The sequence below is a fragment of the Bacillus sp. SH7-1 genome (genome assembly GCF_008042405.1).
GTDB classification, from domain to species: Bacteria; Bacillota; Bacilli; order Bacillales; family Bacillaceae_G; genus Bacillus_A; species Bacillus_A thuringiensis_N.
Genome location: NZ_QNUD01000007.1, coordinates 482,292 through 500,081, shown reverse-complemented (window position 1 = coordinate 500,081; position 17,790 = coordinate 482,292). Strand labels below are relative to the sequence as shown.

Sequence of the window (17,790 nt, the reverse complement as noted above, 5' to 3'; positions counted from 1 at the left end):
CTTCAAATATATAATTCCTACAAATACCTTTATAGTGTAACAAGTTTTGAAACACAATTTGATAAAAAGAGATTTGGTATGAATACAATACCTTTTTTTATCAAATTCAAACTATAATATAGACTTTAATTACCCTACTACTTCACCATGCATATCATACAGTTTTAATGCCATCATTAAATTAAATCTCACTTCGGCATCATTTAAATCAACTGAAATGAGTGATTCAATCTTTTCGAGTCTGTACAGAAGAGAACTTCGATGAATAAAGAGTTCTTCTGCAGCGCTTTTTACATTTCCATTGTTTTGTAAGAATACATGTAATGTATGATATAAATCAATATTCTTTCCTTCTGAATATGCAATTAGCGGACCAATTTGTTTTTTTACAAAAAGCTCTACGGCTGTTGAATGATTTAAATGATGTAAAATAGCGTACGATCCTAAATCTTCAAATAGTGCATACCCTTTTTTTCTGAAGCGGCTATCTAAAATATTTAGAGCCTGCACGGCTTGCTGATAACTAATATAGTAGTCTTCTAATTGTTTTGTCACGCCACCAATCCCTAATAACACTTGGCAACCAATAGGTGATGCATGTGTCCATTTTTGAATGCTATGAAACATTGATTCCCAAAATGTATCGGCTCTCTTCTTCTGATCTTCAATAGGAACAATTAAAAGTTGCTCATCATTATGAGATACTGCTAAAATGCCTGTCCCTAGTTCCGGAAGACGGGTCTTAATTAAGTCCCATATAAGTGACTTTTTCGCTTGTTGTTCAAGTAAGTTTCCCTTTTTCAATTCTTTTTCATCGAGTGAAATGGATAATACGGCTACTCGATGTTTTTTGAACAGATTCCATTGATACAAGTTGGCATATTGCAAAATATTATCTCGATCTTCAATTTTTTCAGTGAGTAATTTACTAATAAAGCTATCCTTCATTTGTTCTTTCGTATCCAGAACGAGCTTTTGTTTAATAAACTGGATGGAACATATATTTCGGGCTAAATCTACTGTTAGTTGATCAAATTCATCCATTCCTCCATGCATTCTTCGTACTGCTAAATATCCTAAGAAATTACCGCCCCCATTTATAATCCAAAATGAAAAACAATAATCAATATGATTTGGATCAGTAATATGGAACATATCATTCATTCTTTGATTTTTACGTTCTTCTCTTGCTAAATCGGCTAAATGTTCTGCTAAACGACTATCTTTTTCATCATGAAAGGCTATTGGTTGCATAAATCTATCGAAAATAAACACCGTATCTTGAAACAGACTACCAAGCATTGTTGTTATACCTTCAAAGTTATTATCATCGACCGTTTCTTTTAATAAAGCTTGCTGGTAATCTAATAGAAAATGTAGTCGTTGCTTATGTTCTTTCTCACCATTATATAATCTTGCATTATCTAGTATCGTGGCCAAATGATTCGCTATCATTTCAAATGATTTTGCATCTGCTTCCGTAAACACCCCTTCGCATTTCTTTTCAACATGTAAAACGCCAATCGGTTTCATATCAATAATGATTGGAGCTGTAAACTGTTCACCACCAACCGTTTCAAAAAACGGAAAGTGCTCTTTTAGTACATATTTATCTTCAACCATAATTTTAAATGGGCGCTTCATTTCTCCATATGATGGTGGTTGAAAAACAAAACAGTTTTCATCTTCGTTATACAGGTAAACACATGAAAAATCAGCATTCGTTTCCATTCCCGCTTTAGAAGTTACCTCCAATACATGCTTTTCTAACGGAACATCTAACGACAGGTTTTTGCTAATCCATCCAAAACCTTCAATTTTTTTCAACTGCGATTCTTTTTGTCTAGCCACAGCTATTGCCACGGCTATATCTCTTCCAAATTCTTCGAATGATATTTCCATATCTAAAAGTGGAACGTAACTTGAAAATGCAACAACACAAAAACCAAAATGCTGTATGTCATCTTTTAATGGGACAGTAAACCAAGTCTCTACACCAGCATTTTTCAGCGTTTCCGCTAGTAGGCACACTTCTATTGAATCTGCCGTTTGATCCGTTATACTTTGATACTGGAGTCTTGATGAACATTCATCAGAGTGAAGAGGAAAAGCAGAAGCTAAAGCAGTTAAATTTCCGCTCCAAGCCTTTGGTAAAAATTGTCCTCCTTCATTAAAAATGACAGCTACGAAATTACAATGTAATTCTGAGCAAAAGGAATGAGTTAAATACTGAAGTGCTTCTTCTTCCGTATCAATTTTAATAAGTTGACGTGATGTATTTCGCAAATGATATTCAATTCTTTTCATTAACCGCTCTCTCTTATTACCAGACATGTCCCATCCCCCACTTTATCTTTTCTATCTATTGTATAAGAAGCGTTACATAAAATAAAACTAAATATTAAAATTATTCAGTAGACAATTTGAAATCCCGAAGAAATATATCCCCGGGATTAATTGTTTATTATTTTGCTGTAGTTACGTTACTATCTCCGCTTACTATCTCTTTTTTCTCTTTATAATAAATTCCATGTTCCTCTTTCACAAACAGCATTGCTATACCACCAATTACAGCAGCGCTCGCAATAGCCGCAAAGTTATATTGAGGCATGAAGTGCATAGAAAGGAGAACGCCTACAAAGGTAGGAGCTACAACACCTCCAAGACGTCCAAACGCCATTGTACTTCCTACCGCTGTTGAGCGCATATTGCTAGGATAGTATTGGGAAACAAATGCATTGGACATATTTTGCAGTCCAACTGAAGAAGCACCAATTATAGAAATTAACAAAAATCCAACAAACATGTTATTCGCAAATCCAATTAGGGATAACGCAATCGCTCCACAGAAAAATAATGGAACAAGTACCTTTTTGAATCCAACTTTATCCACGATTGGACCGAAGATGAGTGTTCCAACGATAGCACCAATTTGCATGACAGCTGTAAATGAAAGACTTGATTTCAAATCGTATCCTGACTGCATCATAAGTCGCGGCAGCCATGTATTCATAGAGTAAATGAGCACGAAAGCACTAAAACAGGAAATCCAAAACATAATCGTACTTACAGCACGTTTCTCCTCAAATAACTTAACAACTGGAGAACCAGCTTCTTTAGTTGGTGGTTTTATAAATTCAATTGCCGCATATTCACCTAATTTCGGATTTACTTTCGCTATTACTTTTTTAGCTTCTTCTATTTTTCCTTTCCCTAGAAGAAAACCAACAGACTCTGGAATACTTTTCATTAAAAACGGAAGAAATAATAACGGAAGTCCTGCCAACCAAAAGACAGGTTTCCATCCTGCTGTCATGAGAAGTGATCGACTTGTAAGTGCTGCTGCCATTGCCCCCACCGAATATCCGCAAAAAATAAAAGATACAATAGCAGTTCGAACTCGTTTCGGCGAAAATTCTGTTGCTATAGCAATTACATTCGGCATCACTCCGCCAAGCCCAATACCAGCGATGACGCGGAAGATTGTAAATGTAACAGGATCGTTCGCAAAACCAGATAGAAATGTAAATAGACTAAATAAGATTGTAGTTAGTAGTATAATATTTTTACGACCAATTTTATCAGCTAATAAACCGAAGAAAATCGCACCAACTGCTGTTCCAATAACTGTATAACTACCAATTGCCCCTGCTGTAACATCTGATATCCCCCACTCTTTAATGAGCGACGGTACAGCTGCTCCATAAATAACAACATCATATCCATCAAATGCAATTACGATGAATAGCCAAAATATTAACCAAAGGTGCATGGAATGAATACGACTCTCATCTATCACATTCATTGGGTTAATCGATTTCATCTTAATAACCTCCTTAAATGGGGATTTTTATTTTCACGCCCTCCAAAACTAGTAAACGCTTTCAATTATCCCTTTCTAATTTCCTAAAAACTTTTCTGAATTTTCCGTATTTAAATTGTAATCATTACTTTTGAAAAATGTTATCCGCTAATTATAGGAAAACGAAAAGTAATATTCCTATAATTAGCGGGCTTCGCTTCATAGGATTTGAATTTCCGTCTATCGAACTTCTGTATATGAAAGTAGCAAAGCAAAATCAAATTATAGAGAATTGGGGTTGATACATTGAAAAAGTTTATTTCTATTTTCATTAGTCTCACTATACTTTTTATGTTAACAGGATTTGAACAGGCAAAAAAAGACACTACAAAACTAGCAGACACCATTTTTATTAATGGAAATGTCTATACGGTAGAAGCAAAGCAGCCTTGGGCAGAAGCAGTTGCGATTAAAAATGGGAAAATTATTTATGTGGGTAATACGAAAGGTGCAAAAAAATACAAGAATAAGAATACAAAGATCATTGATTTAGAGGGAAAAATGTTACTTCCAGGATTTGTTGATAGCCATCTCCACGCATCCGAAACGGTAAACTCTCTTTATTCTGTTGACTTAGCAAATGCTAGAACCATTGATGAATATGTTCAGGCAGTTGAACAGTATAGGAAAGAACATAGTGATGTAAAAGTTATTCATGGGGCTGGTTGGAGCAATACCCTCTTCTCATCATCTGGTCCGACAAAAGATTTATTAGATGCTGTTGTGAAAGACATTCCTGTCGCTTTAATTTCCGAGGATTATCATTCCGTTTGGGCAAACTCTAAAGCACTTGAGATTGCTGAAATTACAAAAGATTCTCCAAATCCTAACGGCGGCGTAATTGAACGAAATGAAAATGGTGAACCGTCCGGCACGCTTCGTGATACCGCAACAAATCTTGTTTTAGACAAATTACCAAAGTACAATACGGAGCAGTATAAAGAAGGTTTAAAAACTTTCCAACAACTCGCAGCGAGCAATGGATATACACAAGTAAATGATGTTGTTGTTCCGCAGCAAGATACTGTCATTGAAGCACTAACAATACTCGAGAAAGAACGAGCATTATCTATTAGACATAATCTTACGTTAACGATACAACCAAATGAAGGTCTAGAGCGTATTCCATATGTAAAGGAACAGCGTGCTAAATTAAAAGGTCCACTTGTAAAAATGAATGCGGTCAAATTATTTATGGATGGTGTACTTGAAGGCGGAACTGCCTACTTACATGAACCATATAACAATAAACCAAACTATTATGGCGTTCCTGTTTGGGAAAAACCAGCATTTGAACAAATGGTTCAAACATTAGACAAAGAGAAGTTCCAAGTTCATATCCACTCTATCGGTGATGCTGCCACTACAGAAACATTAAATACGTTAGCTATCGCTCAAAAACAAAACGGAAAACGGGATAGTCGCCATAAGATTACACATCTACAATTAGTAAAAGAAAATGATATAAATCGTTTTAAAGATTTAGGTGTCATTGGTGTTCCACAACCAACGTGGTTTATTAAAGACGGAGAATACTTTGCACAAGCTGTCGAATTATTAGGAGAAGATCGTGCAAATGAACAATATCCTATGCGAAGTTTCATAAATAAAGGTGTTGTTATGGCTTCTTCTAGTGATTATCCCATTACACAAGGACCATACTTCTCCCCTCTAGCTGGCATTCAAATGGGGATTACTCGTACAAGTTTACAAGATACAAATTCACAAAACGCTTTAAACCCAAAAGAAAAAGTAAGTTTAGCAGAAATGATTAAGACTTATACTATAAATGGAGCCTACGCCAATTTTTTAGAGAAAGAAACTGGATCTATTAAAGTCGGCAAAAAAGCAGACCTCGTTGTATTAGACAAAAACTTATTTAAAATTCCAAAACAGGATATCCATAAAACGAAAATTTTACTGACATTATTAGAGGGAAAAGAAACATTTCGTCATACAGAGTTTCGTTAATTCCAACATAAAAAGAGGTGCATGAAGCACCTCTTTTTGTATGTATCAGAACAATTATAATTCAACTTTAATTGTGCTTATTGTTTCTTTCAGTTTTCTCATTATATTTGCTATCGCTTCAATTGAATTACCTGTTTCATATCCCCCCACATTTACAGAATGATTTGCATTTTTGATAACATCGATTGTTAAATTCGTTTTATATAACTGCTTAACTTGATCTGCATTATATTGATGATCTTTATCCCCAATAACTAAAAGCCCTTCGTGTTGACTATGTAAAATGGAGTCGAAAATAGATTCAAATGTTAGTAAAGGTGTAAGTAGTATCATTTTTGACTGTAAAAACTCTTCTCTCTTCATTACATCATTTGCAATCGGAATCGTTCCGAGTGACTTCCCTAAAAACAAAGTCTCGTTGTATTGCTCACCTTTTAATACTTCATTCATTATAGGATAAATATCATCCATCATTACTTTCGTTAGTTCTTCTATTGGTTTATTCATTACCTGTTCGTCGTAAGAGTAATGAATATGTACAACATCAATTTTATGTTCAAGCATAAGCATCGTCGCGTAATAAAATAACGGCTTATCGTAATTGTATCCTGAACCTGAAAACATAAAGCAAACCGTACTAGAACCTTTTTCGATATGTGTGTAACGAATTACTTTGTCATTTATATGTACCTCTTTTTTAGTCCCCTTCACCCTTTTTCCCTCCGAATACGTTTATTTTTGTAAAACGATATGTTCTGTATGTACTGCTATATCCTTTACTTTCTCTTTTATAAATGCAGGCTGTAAATTATATGCATGTAACTCTTCTACCGGCACCCACTTAAACAAATACGTTCTACCCTCTTCTTCCAAAATATATTGATCCGCTCCATTTGCAGGTAACTCATGTAGCTCTACTTCATAGTAGAAACTAATTTCATGAAACTTCCGCTCCGAAAGTGTAAAGAAATTTTCTACTGACCATATTAATTTCTTCCCTTTAATAGGAACAGCTAGTTCTTCTGCAAGTTCTCGTTGTAACGCATCCTCACTGTTTTCTAACATTTTCACTCTTCCGCCTGGTACGTACCAAAAATCTTCACCGTCACCTTGCAGAATCAAAATTTTATTACCTTGTCTACAAATTGCCCCGACTCGGTAATTAAAACATGTTTCCTCAACTTTGAATGTAAGATCCACTATCTTTTTACCACCTTTATATAGTTTTGGATTAAGAGATAAAACAATTGTAATTAAAAGTAAGTTCAATAAAAAAACTATTTTCACAAGCACTTTACCTAATTGCACACTATTATTAATAAATTAAGATTACTAAATCCACTTATATCTTTCAATATTTTTTGATAAAAACCACTATTCTAACTATTGGTTCGTTAGTTTTTATTAACTAATCAATTGTAATAAATAAAAATAATATTCTATATCATACAATAACAGGTTGAATATTCTTAATTTTTTATATTGTTTCTTTTATTATTATCAATTAATATAAATATGTGGAAGAACAGTAGATTTTTGGATATATCTACCGCGGTTAAAAACAATATTGTTTCATGGGGGGAAATATGTGTTTACTAAATGGAAAATAGGAATGATTACTTCTCTTCTTGCTTTTACAGCATTTACATCTGTGATTTCTGCTGAAGAGAAACCAAAAGATCAGCCAAAATGGGAAGAGTGGATAAAGGAAAATGCACAAAAATTAAACGAACCAAATGCACAGACAAATGAAGATTTATTCTTTTTAAAAGAAAAAGTACAGGATAAACGCATTGTTCTACTTGGTGAAAGTACACATGGGGCTAAGGAAATAAATCAATCAAAAGTACGTATGATTAAGTATTTACATGAAGAAATGGGATATGATGTTATTGCATTTGAAACAGGATTTGCGGAAGCAAATGCTGTAAATCAAAACCTCGATCAATTAAATGCTTTGCAGGCCATGAAAAAATCTTTATACGGTGTTTGGCATACCGAAGAAATTTTAGAGCTATTTCAATATTTAAAAGATCAAAAAGAAAAAGGAACACCTCTTATACTAACAGGGTTTGATGCTCAATTCAGATGGTATTCTTATTTCCCTGAGTTTGCAAAAGAATGGTTAGAAAAAATCAATCCTGAAATTGCTAATGATATAGAAAAGGCTCATACAGAATTACTTAATATTGAGGAAAAAATTGAATCTAAAGATAATAAGTACCCATACGAACAATATAAAGCGGAAGTTCAGCAAGTAATAGCGAAATATGAAAAAATTAAAACGTTTATTCAACAATATAAAGCCGAATTAAATAAGATAGCTCCATCAAACACATACGATGTAAATCTATTAGAAAAGACTATTAGTATACGCATTGATACAATCAAAACACTCCAAGATGCTGCTGTAAAAGAAAAAAACTTTATTTATCCAACAAACTTTAAACCTACAGATCTATCATTTTATATTCGAGATCAAAAGATGGGACAAGCTTTAGCTTGGTTAAGTGATATTCAATACAAAAATAAAAAAATCATTGTATGGGGACATAACTATCATATCCGAAAACAAAATTCAAAAATGATACTTGATTGGACCAAATCCCAACAATACAATTTTAAAGCGCCAAATATGATTGATTATTTACCTCAACGGATAAAAGATCAAATGTATACAATTGGCGTATATGCATATAGCGGAAAGAGTTGGGATAGTAGTAACCTTAATAAAATAGTCCCTATAGATACAGACCACGCTGAACAAAGTATCGAGAATATATTAAGGAAATCTCAAAATTCTAATGTATTTGTTGATTTAAAAGGAGAAAGCAATCGGCCTGAAACATCTTGGATGTTTACTCCTACTACCGCAAGACACTGGGGTCTAAAAGAATTCGAAGAGATTTTGAAGCCGATTGAACAATACGATGGCATATTATGGATAGACCATATTTCACCATCACAATATAAATAAGGAAAAGCGCACACTTTCGCTATGGATAAGTGTGCGCTTTTATAATCATAATAACTAATATATTTTAGTAATTTATAGAATATATACAATAAATGATACCATCCCTTAAAATCAAATCATTCTAAAATTACTCTACTAGTCTACCCTTCTTTATACCACTTCTCTAATAATACTCCCTCCCTTTCAACTGAAATACCTGCTTTTAATTCCCTATCTTCCATCCCCTTCATCCACATACACACGTCTGTAACAGTATTTTCTAATCTTCTAAAAGTAAGCCCTTCTTTAACAGCATTCTCGACACAAATAGAAAACCCACCTTTCCATGGCTTCGTTTCACCTTCTAATGAAAAAGTTTCGGGAAGCCATAACGGCATTTCTGTCCAAGGATGCACTTTATGTTCTTTCATAAATGATTCATCTACCCAGACGAATTCGGCATCGCTTTTCGTAACTTTTTTACACGTATTTAATAGTTCTTCCATCGTCAATTTATAATTCGGACCTGTTATATTAAATGTTCCTGCTTTATTATTTTCTGCCATGTCGAGTCCAAATCTTGCGACATCTTTTATATCAACTATCTGCACTGGACGGTCTTTTCTTCCTGGTACTAATACTTTACCTCCTTTTGCTACACGCTGAATCCAGTATGGAAGCCTATCAGTATAATCAAACATTCCTGAAAGAAGTCCTGCTCTTACATGTAACACACGCCCCGGCCAATACTTCTCTGCTTCTTTTTCACATAATACTTTCAGTGCACCATAATACTCATAAGGTGAAACTTCACCATTCTCTACAGCCTTTATTTGATCATCCGTTGGTTCGGGCTGTAATATATAATCTTCTTTTATGGCATGCGGAATCCAATCTTTATATACGGAAAGGCTTGAGATGAATATATAGTGTTCAATATTATCTTTAAGTACTTCTCCAACATTTCTAATGTGATGCGGAGAAAACCCACATGTATCCACGACAACATACCATTTTCGATTTTCTAAACTTGATACATCACCATTTCTGTCACCGATAAGATGCTCCACTTCAGGAAAGATTTCTTTGTTTGTTCCGCGGTTAAATAATGTAACTTCATGCCCTCTGTTCAAAGCCTCTTCTACAAATGCTCTGCCTAAAAATCGTGTACCACCTAGAATTAGAATTTTCATGGTTCCCCCCCATTCATGATTAATAATCCTTTCTTTTGTTAAACGATTTTTTGTTGTGAAAAGTTACGGGGTTAGTCTAACTTTTTCTACAAGTTCAACATATGTAATTTCCATTTCATATATAATTAAAATATCGGATATTTGATTAATCACTTATACATGTAAGTAGGTGAAAAATATAAATAGTAACATAGTTTATCATTCAACATTATGTATGTATTGCCTTACATCGCTTGTATATATCATCTTACTGAACATAGAAAATGGTCGTAATTATTTAGGGTTTACGATGGTTATTCCGCTTTTAGCTGCTATTTTATATCAGAAATTATATAAGAAACAAAAAATAGTTCATACATTTGGAATTTCACGTCCAAAAATAAGAACTTTGATTTTCTCCATTTTATTCCCAATACTTCTAGGGCTATGTCTGCATTTCTATTTTTATATTTATAATATAAAATTCTTATTTAATCATTGTAATGAATTAGGGTTTCTCCTACTCATTGGTCTTACAATTGCTGCTTTATCTGCATTTTTAGAAGAAATCATATGGCGTGGAAATTTTCATTACCATTTACGAAAAAAATATTCATTAAAACAAACAGCAATCATGACTGCATCGCTTTGGTCTTTATGGCATTTACCAGTATCAATCTTTTATAAAAACTATGAATTATGGTTTGTAGGTATATTAAGCTATCTCTCGTTATTATTTATATTATCTATAATTTTGACGTATACGAGAGAGTATAGCCGTTCTGTGATAACACCCGCAATTTTACATGGTATGTTTAATGTATTTTATTTAACAGATGGAGTAGAAACAAGATGGGATATTAGCCTAATGGAATTAATTAAATTTATCTTGCTCGTAATTGTGTTTGGCATGATGTATCTAATACATCGAAAAGTTAAAAAATAGTTAAAAGTACCTAAACAAATTATAAAGCACTTCAACACCTTGCAATTATTCAATAATCGTATAGGTGTTGAAGTTTTCTAACTATAGTTGAACAACTTTGTTCTCACAACACTTATTTCAATCATGGAGAATATAACAAGTATAACTAAACCTTTTAGTCTTATTTTTATAAAAATAGCCATATTAATCTTTTAAATAAGGAAATATGCACTCTTTAATTAACTTCCATCTATCCCCTGCATTCGGTATAACCTCAGAAGCAATCACTACCACCAACTCCTTCTCTGGTACGCAGCAAATCACATTCCCACCATCGCCCATTGCACAGTATGAAAAGATTCCCTCCTCTTCTCGTAACCACCATAAGTAACCATATTGATTTTGGTTCATTGTTGTCGATTCTTTTATCCATGATTTTGCTAATATTTGTTTTCCCTTATAAATACCTTCATTCAAATACAGCTGTCCAAAATTAGCCATATCTTTAACTGTTAACGTTAGTCCCCAGCCGCCCGTCGAAATACCATTTGGATCATGAACCCATCCCTTTACATCTTTTCCAAATAAGTCATCAAATCCAAATGCTTTCATATTGTAGTTTGGAATTTCTCTCATGCTAAGTGGCTGAAATAAGTATTCATTCGCAAATTCACGGGCACTTTTTCCTGTTGCGCTCGTTATGATTGCTGATAGTACATGAGTTCCTGCAGATGAGTATTTAAAAGATCCGATTTTTCCACCATTCCCCATTCTATTAAGTGTATACTGTACCCAATCCTCTTGCGTACATAATTCTTCTAACGGTTCCTGCCAGTCTACAAAAGGATATGGAGCTGTCATTGTAAGTAGGTGTCGCACTGTTACTTCAGATGCCTTAAGTTTATATTCAGGGAAAAATTCTATTACTTTTTGATCAACACTTTTTATATACCCTTTATCTACACATAGCCCAATTAACGCAGAAATAATTGTTTTTGTAACTGACGCTATATGAAATGTATCATTTGGACCGTGACCTTTATAATAGTTTTCGAAAATAACATTACCTTTCTGTACTACTAACATACCATTAACATTTTCATATTCTTCTTTTATAATCTGATCTAACTTTTCAGCAGTTTTCATTATTCCTTCCCCTTTAACCTATAATTAAAAAGGTTCGATAGGTACATATATATCAACTATATGTTTATGCTTTGGATGCTGCTTTGGGTCATTTTTATACATTTCAAAAGGATACGCATCCCTCGGTTTATATCCGCTATTTGGTAGCCATTCACCATATAAAAAATCCCATGCACCCTTGTATTCATCTTGGCGTATTTCGAAGTGACCTATCGCATACTTTCCAGAAGGTATTACCATTATTCCAACGTCGTTCGTTTCTACTGTGGATTCATCTGAAATGGTTACACATAGACTTGTTCTTAAATGATAATCCTCAGTAAATTCATGATGATCGTGGTAAATGGTTAATACTTTCGTATCCTCAAATACATGATAGTTTTGCTTAGCTGCGTAATGAAATAGTTTTTCTATCATTTTCGGAAAAGCTCTAGTTAACTCTTCATATGTACCGATATGTCTTATGTATGCGACGTTTATATCATCCGCTGTTACAATTTCAACATTACCTCGAACCTTCTTACACTCATTGTATTGAGAAGTTCCGCTTACGTCTTTGCAATTCTTGCTATTGTCGTTTCGATATTGAGATGGACTTACTCCGTAATAATTTTTAAATGTACGGGAGAAAACTGCTGAATCTGTGAAACCAAAATGGTAAGCGATATCCGTAATCGTCATATCCGCTCGGTATGTAAGTAGATGTGTTGCCCTTTCTAACTTCAAGCGATTCACATACCGAGATAACGGCTCGTCTACTATTCCTTTAAAAATTCTATGAAAATGAAACTTTGAAAATCCTGCTACATCGGCTAGCTCTTCAATGGATAGTGAACTATCTATGTTGGATTCTATATAATCTTGAACTGTATGTATGCGTCTTACATACTCATTTCTACTTTGTTTATTCTCCATACTTCTAGCTCCTCACAACAAAAAGAACCATCCTAGAATACTTTAGGACGGCTTTCTATTCGTAATAGGTTCTTCCATATTTTATTGTTAAATTGATATAATTTCACTATATATTTTTTTAAGTTGATGGTAATATGGCGGTATCCCAATTTAATTTAAAGAAACAACTATTTTTTTATAGCTCTTCGCAAGTTAATAATATTATTGGGATTTAGCTCCCATTGTCTCATAAGTTCTTTTTGTCTTGTTTTTAAGTCTTCAAATGGTTCTTCCACCATGTCGATTTTATTAAATTTCCCTTCGAAAACTAAAGCATTTTTTATCTTTTTATATCCACCAAAACCTAAGTCATCATTTAGCAACCAGACTACTCTCTGTATTTTCGCAAATAAAATACCACCTGTACACATTGGACACGGTTCCAACGTGCTATAAATAGTAAACTTCTCATTTTTTATTTTTGCATCAAACATTGCTTCCCCTGCATTGCGAATAGCGTCTATCTCTGCGTGAGCTGTTATGTCTTTTTCTGGATGCACTCTATTCCTTCCTCTTGCAATGACATTATTATTTCCATCAACAATAACTGCTCCTACTGGATATGTGTTTTCTTTTAATGCCTTTTCAGCTTCTTCCAATGCCATCTGTAAAAAATATCTATCCCTCTCAAAATTCATATAGATCCCTCTTTTTTAGATGGAATTATGTTACGGAAATTCCTTTCGACTATCATACTAGATTCTATTAAACTAACAAAGTTAGTCATTTTTCATGCAACTGATAACATTTTCATATATATTTAACTCAGTGCGTTTAGGTAAAGCTTATTTCCCTACACATGTTTCAAAAATAATACTCTACTCCCGCCGTTCCCATCATAATTTGTATGTACCGATACACCCTCTACCTCATCATCCCCAGCCTCAATTCGAAAACCTACTTCTTGATGAAATAATATCGATTTTTTATTAATTGGTGATGTGATTGCTTTTACAACTTTACGATTATTTGCACGAGCGACATCGAAGAAATAAGAATACAATGTCGATGCGATTCCTCTTCTTCTATACTTCGGATTTACTCCAATAAAATGAACGTACGCTTCCTCTTTATGCGTTTGGGAAAAGAATCCGCATAAGAAACCTAACGTCTCTCCCTCTTCTTCAATAATAAAACTCGTTTCTTGAAAGTGAACGAAGAACAATTTTGGCAACAAGGCAGCCATGTCTCTCCCGCCCCACCAATCATTTAAAACAGAATGAATCTTTACATAATCTTCCCCTTGTATGTTTCTTACTCGCATGTGTTTCTCCCTCTCACTTACTTCATTTTTTCATAAATTTTAATGACTGTTTCTACTAATAGGATGAATACCCAAATACCGCAAAATACAAGTACAGACTGGAATATGGATCCAATAATAATAACACCAACTGCACCTGATCCTGAAATTGATACTTCCCCAAATCCTGGGTCATGTATAAGAGATCCAGCAGAAAAAGCCATTAAAATAGATCCTATTAAATAAATCACACTCATTATTTTCAATATCTTTATAGAAAGATAAGAAGTTTTCTTTTCTTCCACTTGTGATAATTCGATTTCTCCACTCGCAATTCCTTTTTGCAAACAGTCTTCACATAGAAATTCTTCCTTAATTTTTTTACCACCGTGCATCTTACCTGTTATCTCTTTACACCTTGAACATTTTCGATTTATCATTTTGGTATCACTCCAATCTCATAAGATTATACTTATATAATCCTGTTCTTACCTTAATATTCCTTTTATGTATTTTATAGAGAAATGAGGTGTTTTATGATGTCTAAACTTACTTTTGGTTATAAAAAGCCTACTGAACAATATGTATTACGACCTAGTTGTTATGCGATTATTTTTAATTCTTCTTCAAAGATTGCTGCTATCCAAAAAGGAAACCATTATTTTTTACCTGGTGGTGGTATGGAAGGTAATGAAACAAAAGAAGAATGTTTACATCGTGAATTACTAGAGGAATTAGGATGGGCAATTGAAATTGAACAGTATATTGGTAATGCAGCGCGATATTTTTATGCGGAAAAGGAAGATACATATTATTTAAATGATGGGTTCTTTTATATTGCGAACATGGTGCAGAAACAAACTGAAAGCTGCGAGGAGGATCATGTTTTAAGGTGGATGTCTCCTTTACATGCTGTAGGGCTTCTCATTCACGATCATCAAAGATGGGCCATTGAACAAGCTCTTTTATTACGAAAACAAAAAGGATCTCCTTCAATATGACAGAGATCTTTTTTACTGTTAACTTACTTTTTTCAAATTGAGAGCTGTTTTTTTGATTCCGCCTTTTTTTACAACATATAAACCGATAAAGATTATAAGTCCGCCAACGAGTTGCATCATATTGATTTGCTCCCCTATTGTTACTGCCGCAAAAATAACTGCGAACAATGGCACAAGATACATATAAACCATTACTTTCGTTGAACCTATTTGACTAATACCAACATACCACATTGCTAGCCCAAAGATGGTCGCAAAAATGATTGAATATGCTAGAGATCCCCAGCTTGGCGTATCTACTGGCCACGTTAATGTGTTTACGTTGAATAAACAGTATATAACGAGAGGTACAATTCCAATTAAAGTAGACCAAGATGTAACTCTCATTGCGGAGTATTTCTTAATAAGAGGTTGTGCTAAAATTGGATACCATCCCCAAGCAATTGCTGCGACTAATCCAATTATATTTCCAAGCCATGCATACTCGTAGGTAGCTCCTCCCGTATGCCCTGTTAATAAAACGAATGCTGCACCAAAAAAGGCTACTATTGAACCAATTTGTACTTTCATCGAAAAACGTTCTTGTTTGTGCAATACTGCTAATATCCCTGTAAATATAGGTGACATCGCAATTAATAATGAGGCGTTCGTTGCTGAAGTATATTTCACAGATAGCATAAACATCGTTTGATACATTGTCGTTCCAACGATACCGACTGCTACTAATCGTAACCAATCTTTTCTTTCAATACGTAATGAGCGTTCCATCATAAAAGTAATAAGTAATAATACCGGTGATGCTACTAAAAATCGTAAACTATTAAATTGAATGGATGACATAAATGCCACACCATACTTTCCTATTGTATAATTTGCTCCCCATACTAATGCTACTGATACTAGGAGCCATTCCATTTGCCATCTTTTCATCCGAATCTCCCCTTCCATATTTAGCATAGTAAAATTGGCTGGATATAACACCGTCCAATTGGCTGTTTTTTTACCCAGCCAATTTGCTATACTGGATTTATATAAGAGATACGGAGGCGTTTTTTATGGAATGGAAACTAGATAGTGACAGTAAAATCCCTATTTATCAGCAAGTTGTTGACTTTATTGAAAAACGTATTACATATGGAGAACTTCCTCCAGGTAGCTTCCTCCCTTCCGAACGGAAATTAGCTACACAGTTAAATGTAAACAGAAGTACAGTCACGACTGCTTATAATGAGCTACGTGCTATGGGAATTGTAGAAAGTACGACTGGTAAAGGTACACGTGTGAGTACACATATGTGGGGCGTTTCTCCAACATTAACGCCGAACTGGAGAAATTTCGTAGAAGGTGGTACTTTCTTACCAAATCTACCGTTACTTCGCCATATTAGGGCGGAAGTACAACAAAATGAAAATATTATAGATTTCGCTAATGGAGAACTCGGTTGTAATCTTTATCCTCACGATCAACTACAAACGATTTTACGTGAACAACCGTTAACGCATTCATTAAGTTACGATCATCCGCAAGGCTATCTCCCGCTAAGACAAGCGGTCGTAAAATATATGAAGGAATATTTAAAAGTTGAGGCGACTGAACAATCCATTATGATTACATCCGGCGCTCAACAAGCACTGCACCTTATCGTGCAATGTTTATTAAATCCCGGTGATGCCGTCGCTTTTGAAAGTCCATCGCACTGTTATTCCCTGCCGTTATTCCAATCAGCAGGTATTCGTATTTTCCCGTTACCTGTCGATGAACACGGCATTAATCCAGACGATGTACAAGAGCTATACAGAAAGCACCGCATTAAAATGATTTTTTTAAATCCAAATTTCCAAAACCCTACGGGGACGATGCTTCATCCAAACCGTAGAAAAAAACTATTATCACTTTGTGCAGACTTACGAATTGCGATTGTTGAAGATGATCCGTCTAGTTTACTTACGTTAGAAAAGAAACAACCTTGCCCTACTTTGAAATCGATTGATGAAAATGGAACTGTCATTTATGTGCATTCTTTATCAAAGATGATTGCACCAGGTCTTCGAGTTGGCTGGCTTGTCGCTCCGCAGTCTGTAGTTGAGCGATTATCTGACGCACGACACCAAATGGAATTAGGTATGAGCATATTCCCACAGTGGCTTATGCAGCAATTTTTCGAAACCGTACCATTTCAGTCTCATATCGTACCGTTACGAAAACAACTAGCAGAAAAAAGAGACGTTATCGTCCGCGCTCTAAACAAGCAACTTCATGATAAAATCTCTTTTTCCAATCCTACTGGTGGTATATACATATGGGGAAAATTAAAAGAACCGATAAACGAAAAACAACTTATTATGCAAAGCTTAAAACAAGAAATAGCATTTATGCCAGGTAGTATTTTCGGCGCGAAAGATGGTTATATACGTTTATCTTATGGAAAAGTGAATATTAATCAAATTGAGGAAGGTATTTCTCGTTTACGTGAGGCTATTTTGGTATGTGAAAAATAACATTATTTAAAGTTTTCTCGTTTGACAAAACCTAAATCTACCATTATTATCAACACGAACCT

The 17,790-nt window shown here is 34.3% G+C and carries 16 protein-coding genes; 5 read left to right on the top strand and 11 right to left on the bottom strand.

Translation table 11 applies throughout. The features are described from left to right. Positions 1–129 precede the first annotated feature (129 nt). Positions 130–2,334: a helix-turn-helix domain-containing protein gene (locus DN390_RS08815; protein WP_147807158.1), complete on the bottom strand. Its 2,205-nt coding sequence runs from the start codon at positions 2,332–2,334 to the stop codon at positions 130–132. A gap of 130 nt (positions 2,335–2,464) precedes the next feature. Continuing rightward, the gene (locus tag DN390_RS08810) at positions 2,465–3,823 is read right to left on the bottom strand and encodes an MFS transporter (RefSeq protein ID WP_128975081.1); all 1,359 of its coding nucleotides are present in this window, start codon (positions 3,821–3,823) and stop codon (positions 2,465–2,467) included. Positions 3,824–4,153: 330 nt separating this feature from the next. Here DN390_RS08810 and DN390_RS08805 point away from each other — a divergent pair, with 330 nt between their 5' ends. Then, positions 4,154–5,833 carry an amidohydrolase gene (locus DN390_RS08805; protein WP_147807196.1) on the top strand — a complete coding sequence of 560 codons (1,680 nt, stop codon included), beginning with the start codon at positions 4,154–4,156 and terminating at the stop codon, positions 5,831–5,833. Positions 5,834–5,887: 54 nt separating this feature from the next. Here the strand turns inward: DN390_RS08805 and DN390_RS08800 are convergent, their stop codons facing one another. Both DN390_RS08800 and DN390_RS08795 read right to left on the bottom strand, forming a co-directional pair. Then, entirely contained in the window at positions 5,888–6,544 is a 657-nt protein-coding gene (locus tag DN390_RS08800) for a hypothetical protein (RefSeq protein WP_060631362.1), read from the bottom strand. Positions 6,545–6,565: 21 nt separating this feature from the next. Then, entirely contained in the window at positions 6,566–7,033 is a 468-nt protein-coding gene (locus DN390_RS08795) for an NUDIX hydrolase (protein ID WP_147807195.1), read from the bottom strand. A gap of 388 nt (positions 7,034–7,421) precedes the next feature. On the opposite strand from DN390_RS08795, the gene DN390_RS08790 reads away from it, so the two are divergent. Continuing rightward, complete coding sequence (locus DN390_RS08790) at positions 7,422–8,810, top strand: erythromycin esterase family protein (RefSeq protein ID WP_147807157.1); 1,389 nt, start codon at positions 7,422–7,424, stop codon at positions 8,808–8,810. 140 nt (positions 8,811–8,950) lie between these two features. On the opposite strand, the gene DN390_RS08785 is transcribed toward DN390_RS08790, so the two are convergent. Continuing rightward, positions 8,951–9,982: an SDR family oxidoreductase gene (locus DN390_RS08785; protein ID WP_147807156.1), complete on the bottom strand. Its 1,032-nt coding sequence runs from the start codon at positions 9,980–9,982 to the stop codon at positions 8,951–8,953. 169 nt (positions 9,983–10,151) lie between these two features. Between DN390_RS08785 and DN390_RS08780 the strand changes: the two genes are divergently transcribed. After that, complete coding sequence (locus DN390_RS08780) at positions 10,152–10,907, top strand: CPBP family intramembrane glutamic endopeptidase (protein ID WP_147807155.1); 756 nt, start codon at positions 10,152–10,154, stop codon at positions 10,905–10,907. Positions 10,908–11,090: 183 nt separating this feature from the next. Here the strand turns inward: DN390_RS08780 and DN390_RS08775 are convergent, their stop codons facing one another. The 5 genes from DN390_RS08775 to DN390_RS08755 all read right to left on the bottom strand — a co-directional run bounded on the left by DN390_RS08775 (position 11,091) and on the right by DN390_RS08755 (position 14,669). Then, complete coding sequence (locus tag DN390_RS08775) at positions 11,091–12,032, bottom strand: serine hydrolase domain-containing protein (RefSeq protein ID WP_147807154.1); 942 nt, start codon at positions 12,030–12,032, stop codon at positions 11,091–11,093. A 24-nt stretch (positions 12,033–12,056) separates the two neighbouring features. Next, positions 12,057–12,947: an AraC family transcriptional regulator gene (locus tag DN390_RS08770; RefSeq protein ID WP_147807153.1), complete on the bottom strand. Its 891-nt coding sequence runs from the start codon at positions 12,945–12,947 to the stop codon at positions 12,057–12,059. A gap of 167 nt (positions 12,948–13,114) precedes the next feature. After that, positions 13,115–13,624 (bottom strand): nucleoside deaminase, encoded by a 510-nt coding sequence (locus DN390_RS08765; protein WP_147807152.1) that lies wholly within the window; start codon positions 13,622–13,624, stop codon positions 13,115–13,117. Positions 13,625–13,779: 155 nt separating this feature from the next. Further along, positions 13,780–14,250: a GNAT family N-acetyltransferase gene (locus DN390_RS08760; protein WP_147807151.1), complete on the bottom strand. Its 471-nt coding sequence runs from the start codon at positions 14,248–14,250 to the stop codon at positions 13,780–13,782. Positions 14,251–14,267: 17 nt separating this feature from the next. After that, entirely contained in the window at positions 14,268–14,669 is a 402-nt protein-coding gene (locus tag DN390_RS08755) for a DUF3980 domain-containing protein (protein WP_147807150.1), read from the bottom strand. A 96-nt stretch (positions 14,670–14,765) separates the two neighbouring features. Here DN390_RS08755 and DN390_RS08750 point away from each other — a divergent pair, with 96 nt between their 5' ends. Then, positions 14,766–15,230: an NUDIX hydrolase gene (locus DN390_RS08750; protein ID WP_147807149.1), complete on the top strand. Its 465-nt coding sequence runs from the start codon at positions 14,766–14,768 to the stop codon at positions 15,228–15,230. Between the two features lie 18 nt (positions 15,231–15,248). Here DN390_RS08750 and DN390_RS08745 read toward each other — a convergent pair whose 3' ends face one another. Then, positions 15,249–16,160, bottom strand: a complete 912-nt coding sequence (locus DN390_RS08745) for a DMT family transporter (protein ID WP_147807148.1) — start codon at positions 16,158–16,160, stop codon at positions 15,249–15,251. A 125-nt stretch (positions 16,161–16,285) separates the two neighbouring features. Between DN390_RS08745 and pdxR the strand changes: the two genes are divergently transcribed. Next, a complete protein-coding gene (gene pdxR / locus DN390_RS08740) occupies positions 16,286–17,728 on the top strand; it encodes a MocR-like pyridoxine biosynthesis transcription factor PdxR (protein ID WP_147807147.1) in 1,443 nt (480 codons plus the stop codon). Positions 17,729–17,790: the final 62 nt, after the last annotated feature.

Excerpts from the sequence above, each read along its gene's own strand:
- DN390_RS08815 (WP_147807158.1), bottom strand. The coding sequence starts at position 2,334 with ATGTCTGGTAATAAGAGAGAGCGGTTAATGAAAAGAATTGAATATCAT.
- DN390_RS08810 (WP_128975081.1), bottom strand. The coding sequence starts at position 3,823 with ATGAAATCGATTAACCCAATGAATGTGATAGATGAGAGTCGTATTCAT.
- DN390_RS08805 (WP_147807196.1), top strand. The coding sequence starts at position 4,154 with ATGTTAACAGGATTTGAACAGGCAAAAAAAGACACTACAAAACTAGCA.
- DN390_RS08785 (WP_147807156.1), bottom strand. The coding sequence starts at position 9,982 with ATGAAAATTCTAATTCTAGGTGGTACACGATTTTTAGGCAGAGCATTT.
- DN390_RS08775 (WP_147807154.1), bottom strand. The coding sequence starts at position 12,032 with ATGAAAACTGCTGAAAAGTTAGATCAGATTATAAAAGAAGAATATGAA.
- DN390_RS08770 (WP_147807153.1), bottom strand. The coding sequence starts at position 12,947 with ATGGAGAATAAACAAAGTAGAAATGAGTATGTAAGACGCATACATACA.
- DN390_RS08765 (WP_147807152.1), bottom strand. The coding sequence starts at position 13,624 with ATGAATTTTGAGAGGGATAGATATTTTTTACAGATGGCATTGGAAGAA.
- DN390_RS08760 (WP_147807151.1), bottom strand. The coding sequence starts at position 14,250 with ATGCGAGTAAGAAACATACAAGGGGAAGATTATGTAAAGATTCATTCT.
- DN390_RS08755 (WP_147807150.1), bottom strand. The coding sequence starts at position 14,669 with ATGATAAATCGAAAATGTTCAAGGTGTAAAGAGATAACAGGTAAGATG.
- DN390_RS08750 (WP_147807149.1), top strand. The coding sequence starts at position 14,766 with ATGATGTCTAAACTTACTTTTGGTTATAAAAAGCCTACTGAACAATAT.
- DN390_RS08745 (WP_147807148.1), bottom strand. The coding sequence starts at position 16,160 with ATGAAAAGATGGCAAATGGAATGGCTCCTAGTATCAGTAGCATTAGTA.
- pdxR (WP_147807147.1), top strand. The coding sequence starts at position 16,286 with ATGGAATGGAAACTAGATAGTGACAGTAAAATCCCTATTTATCAGCAA.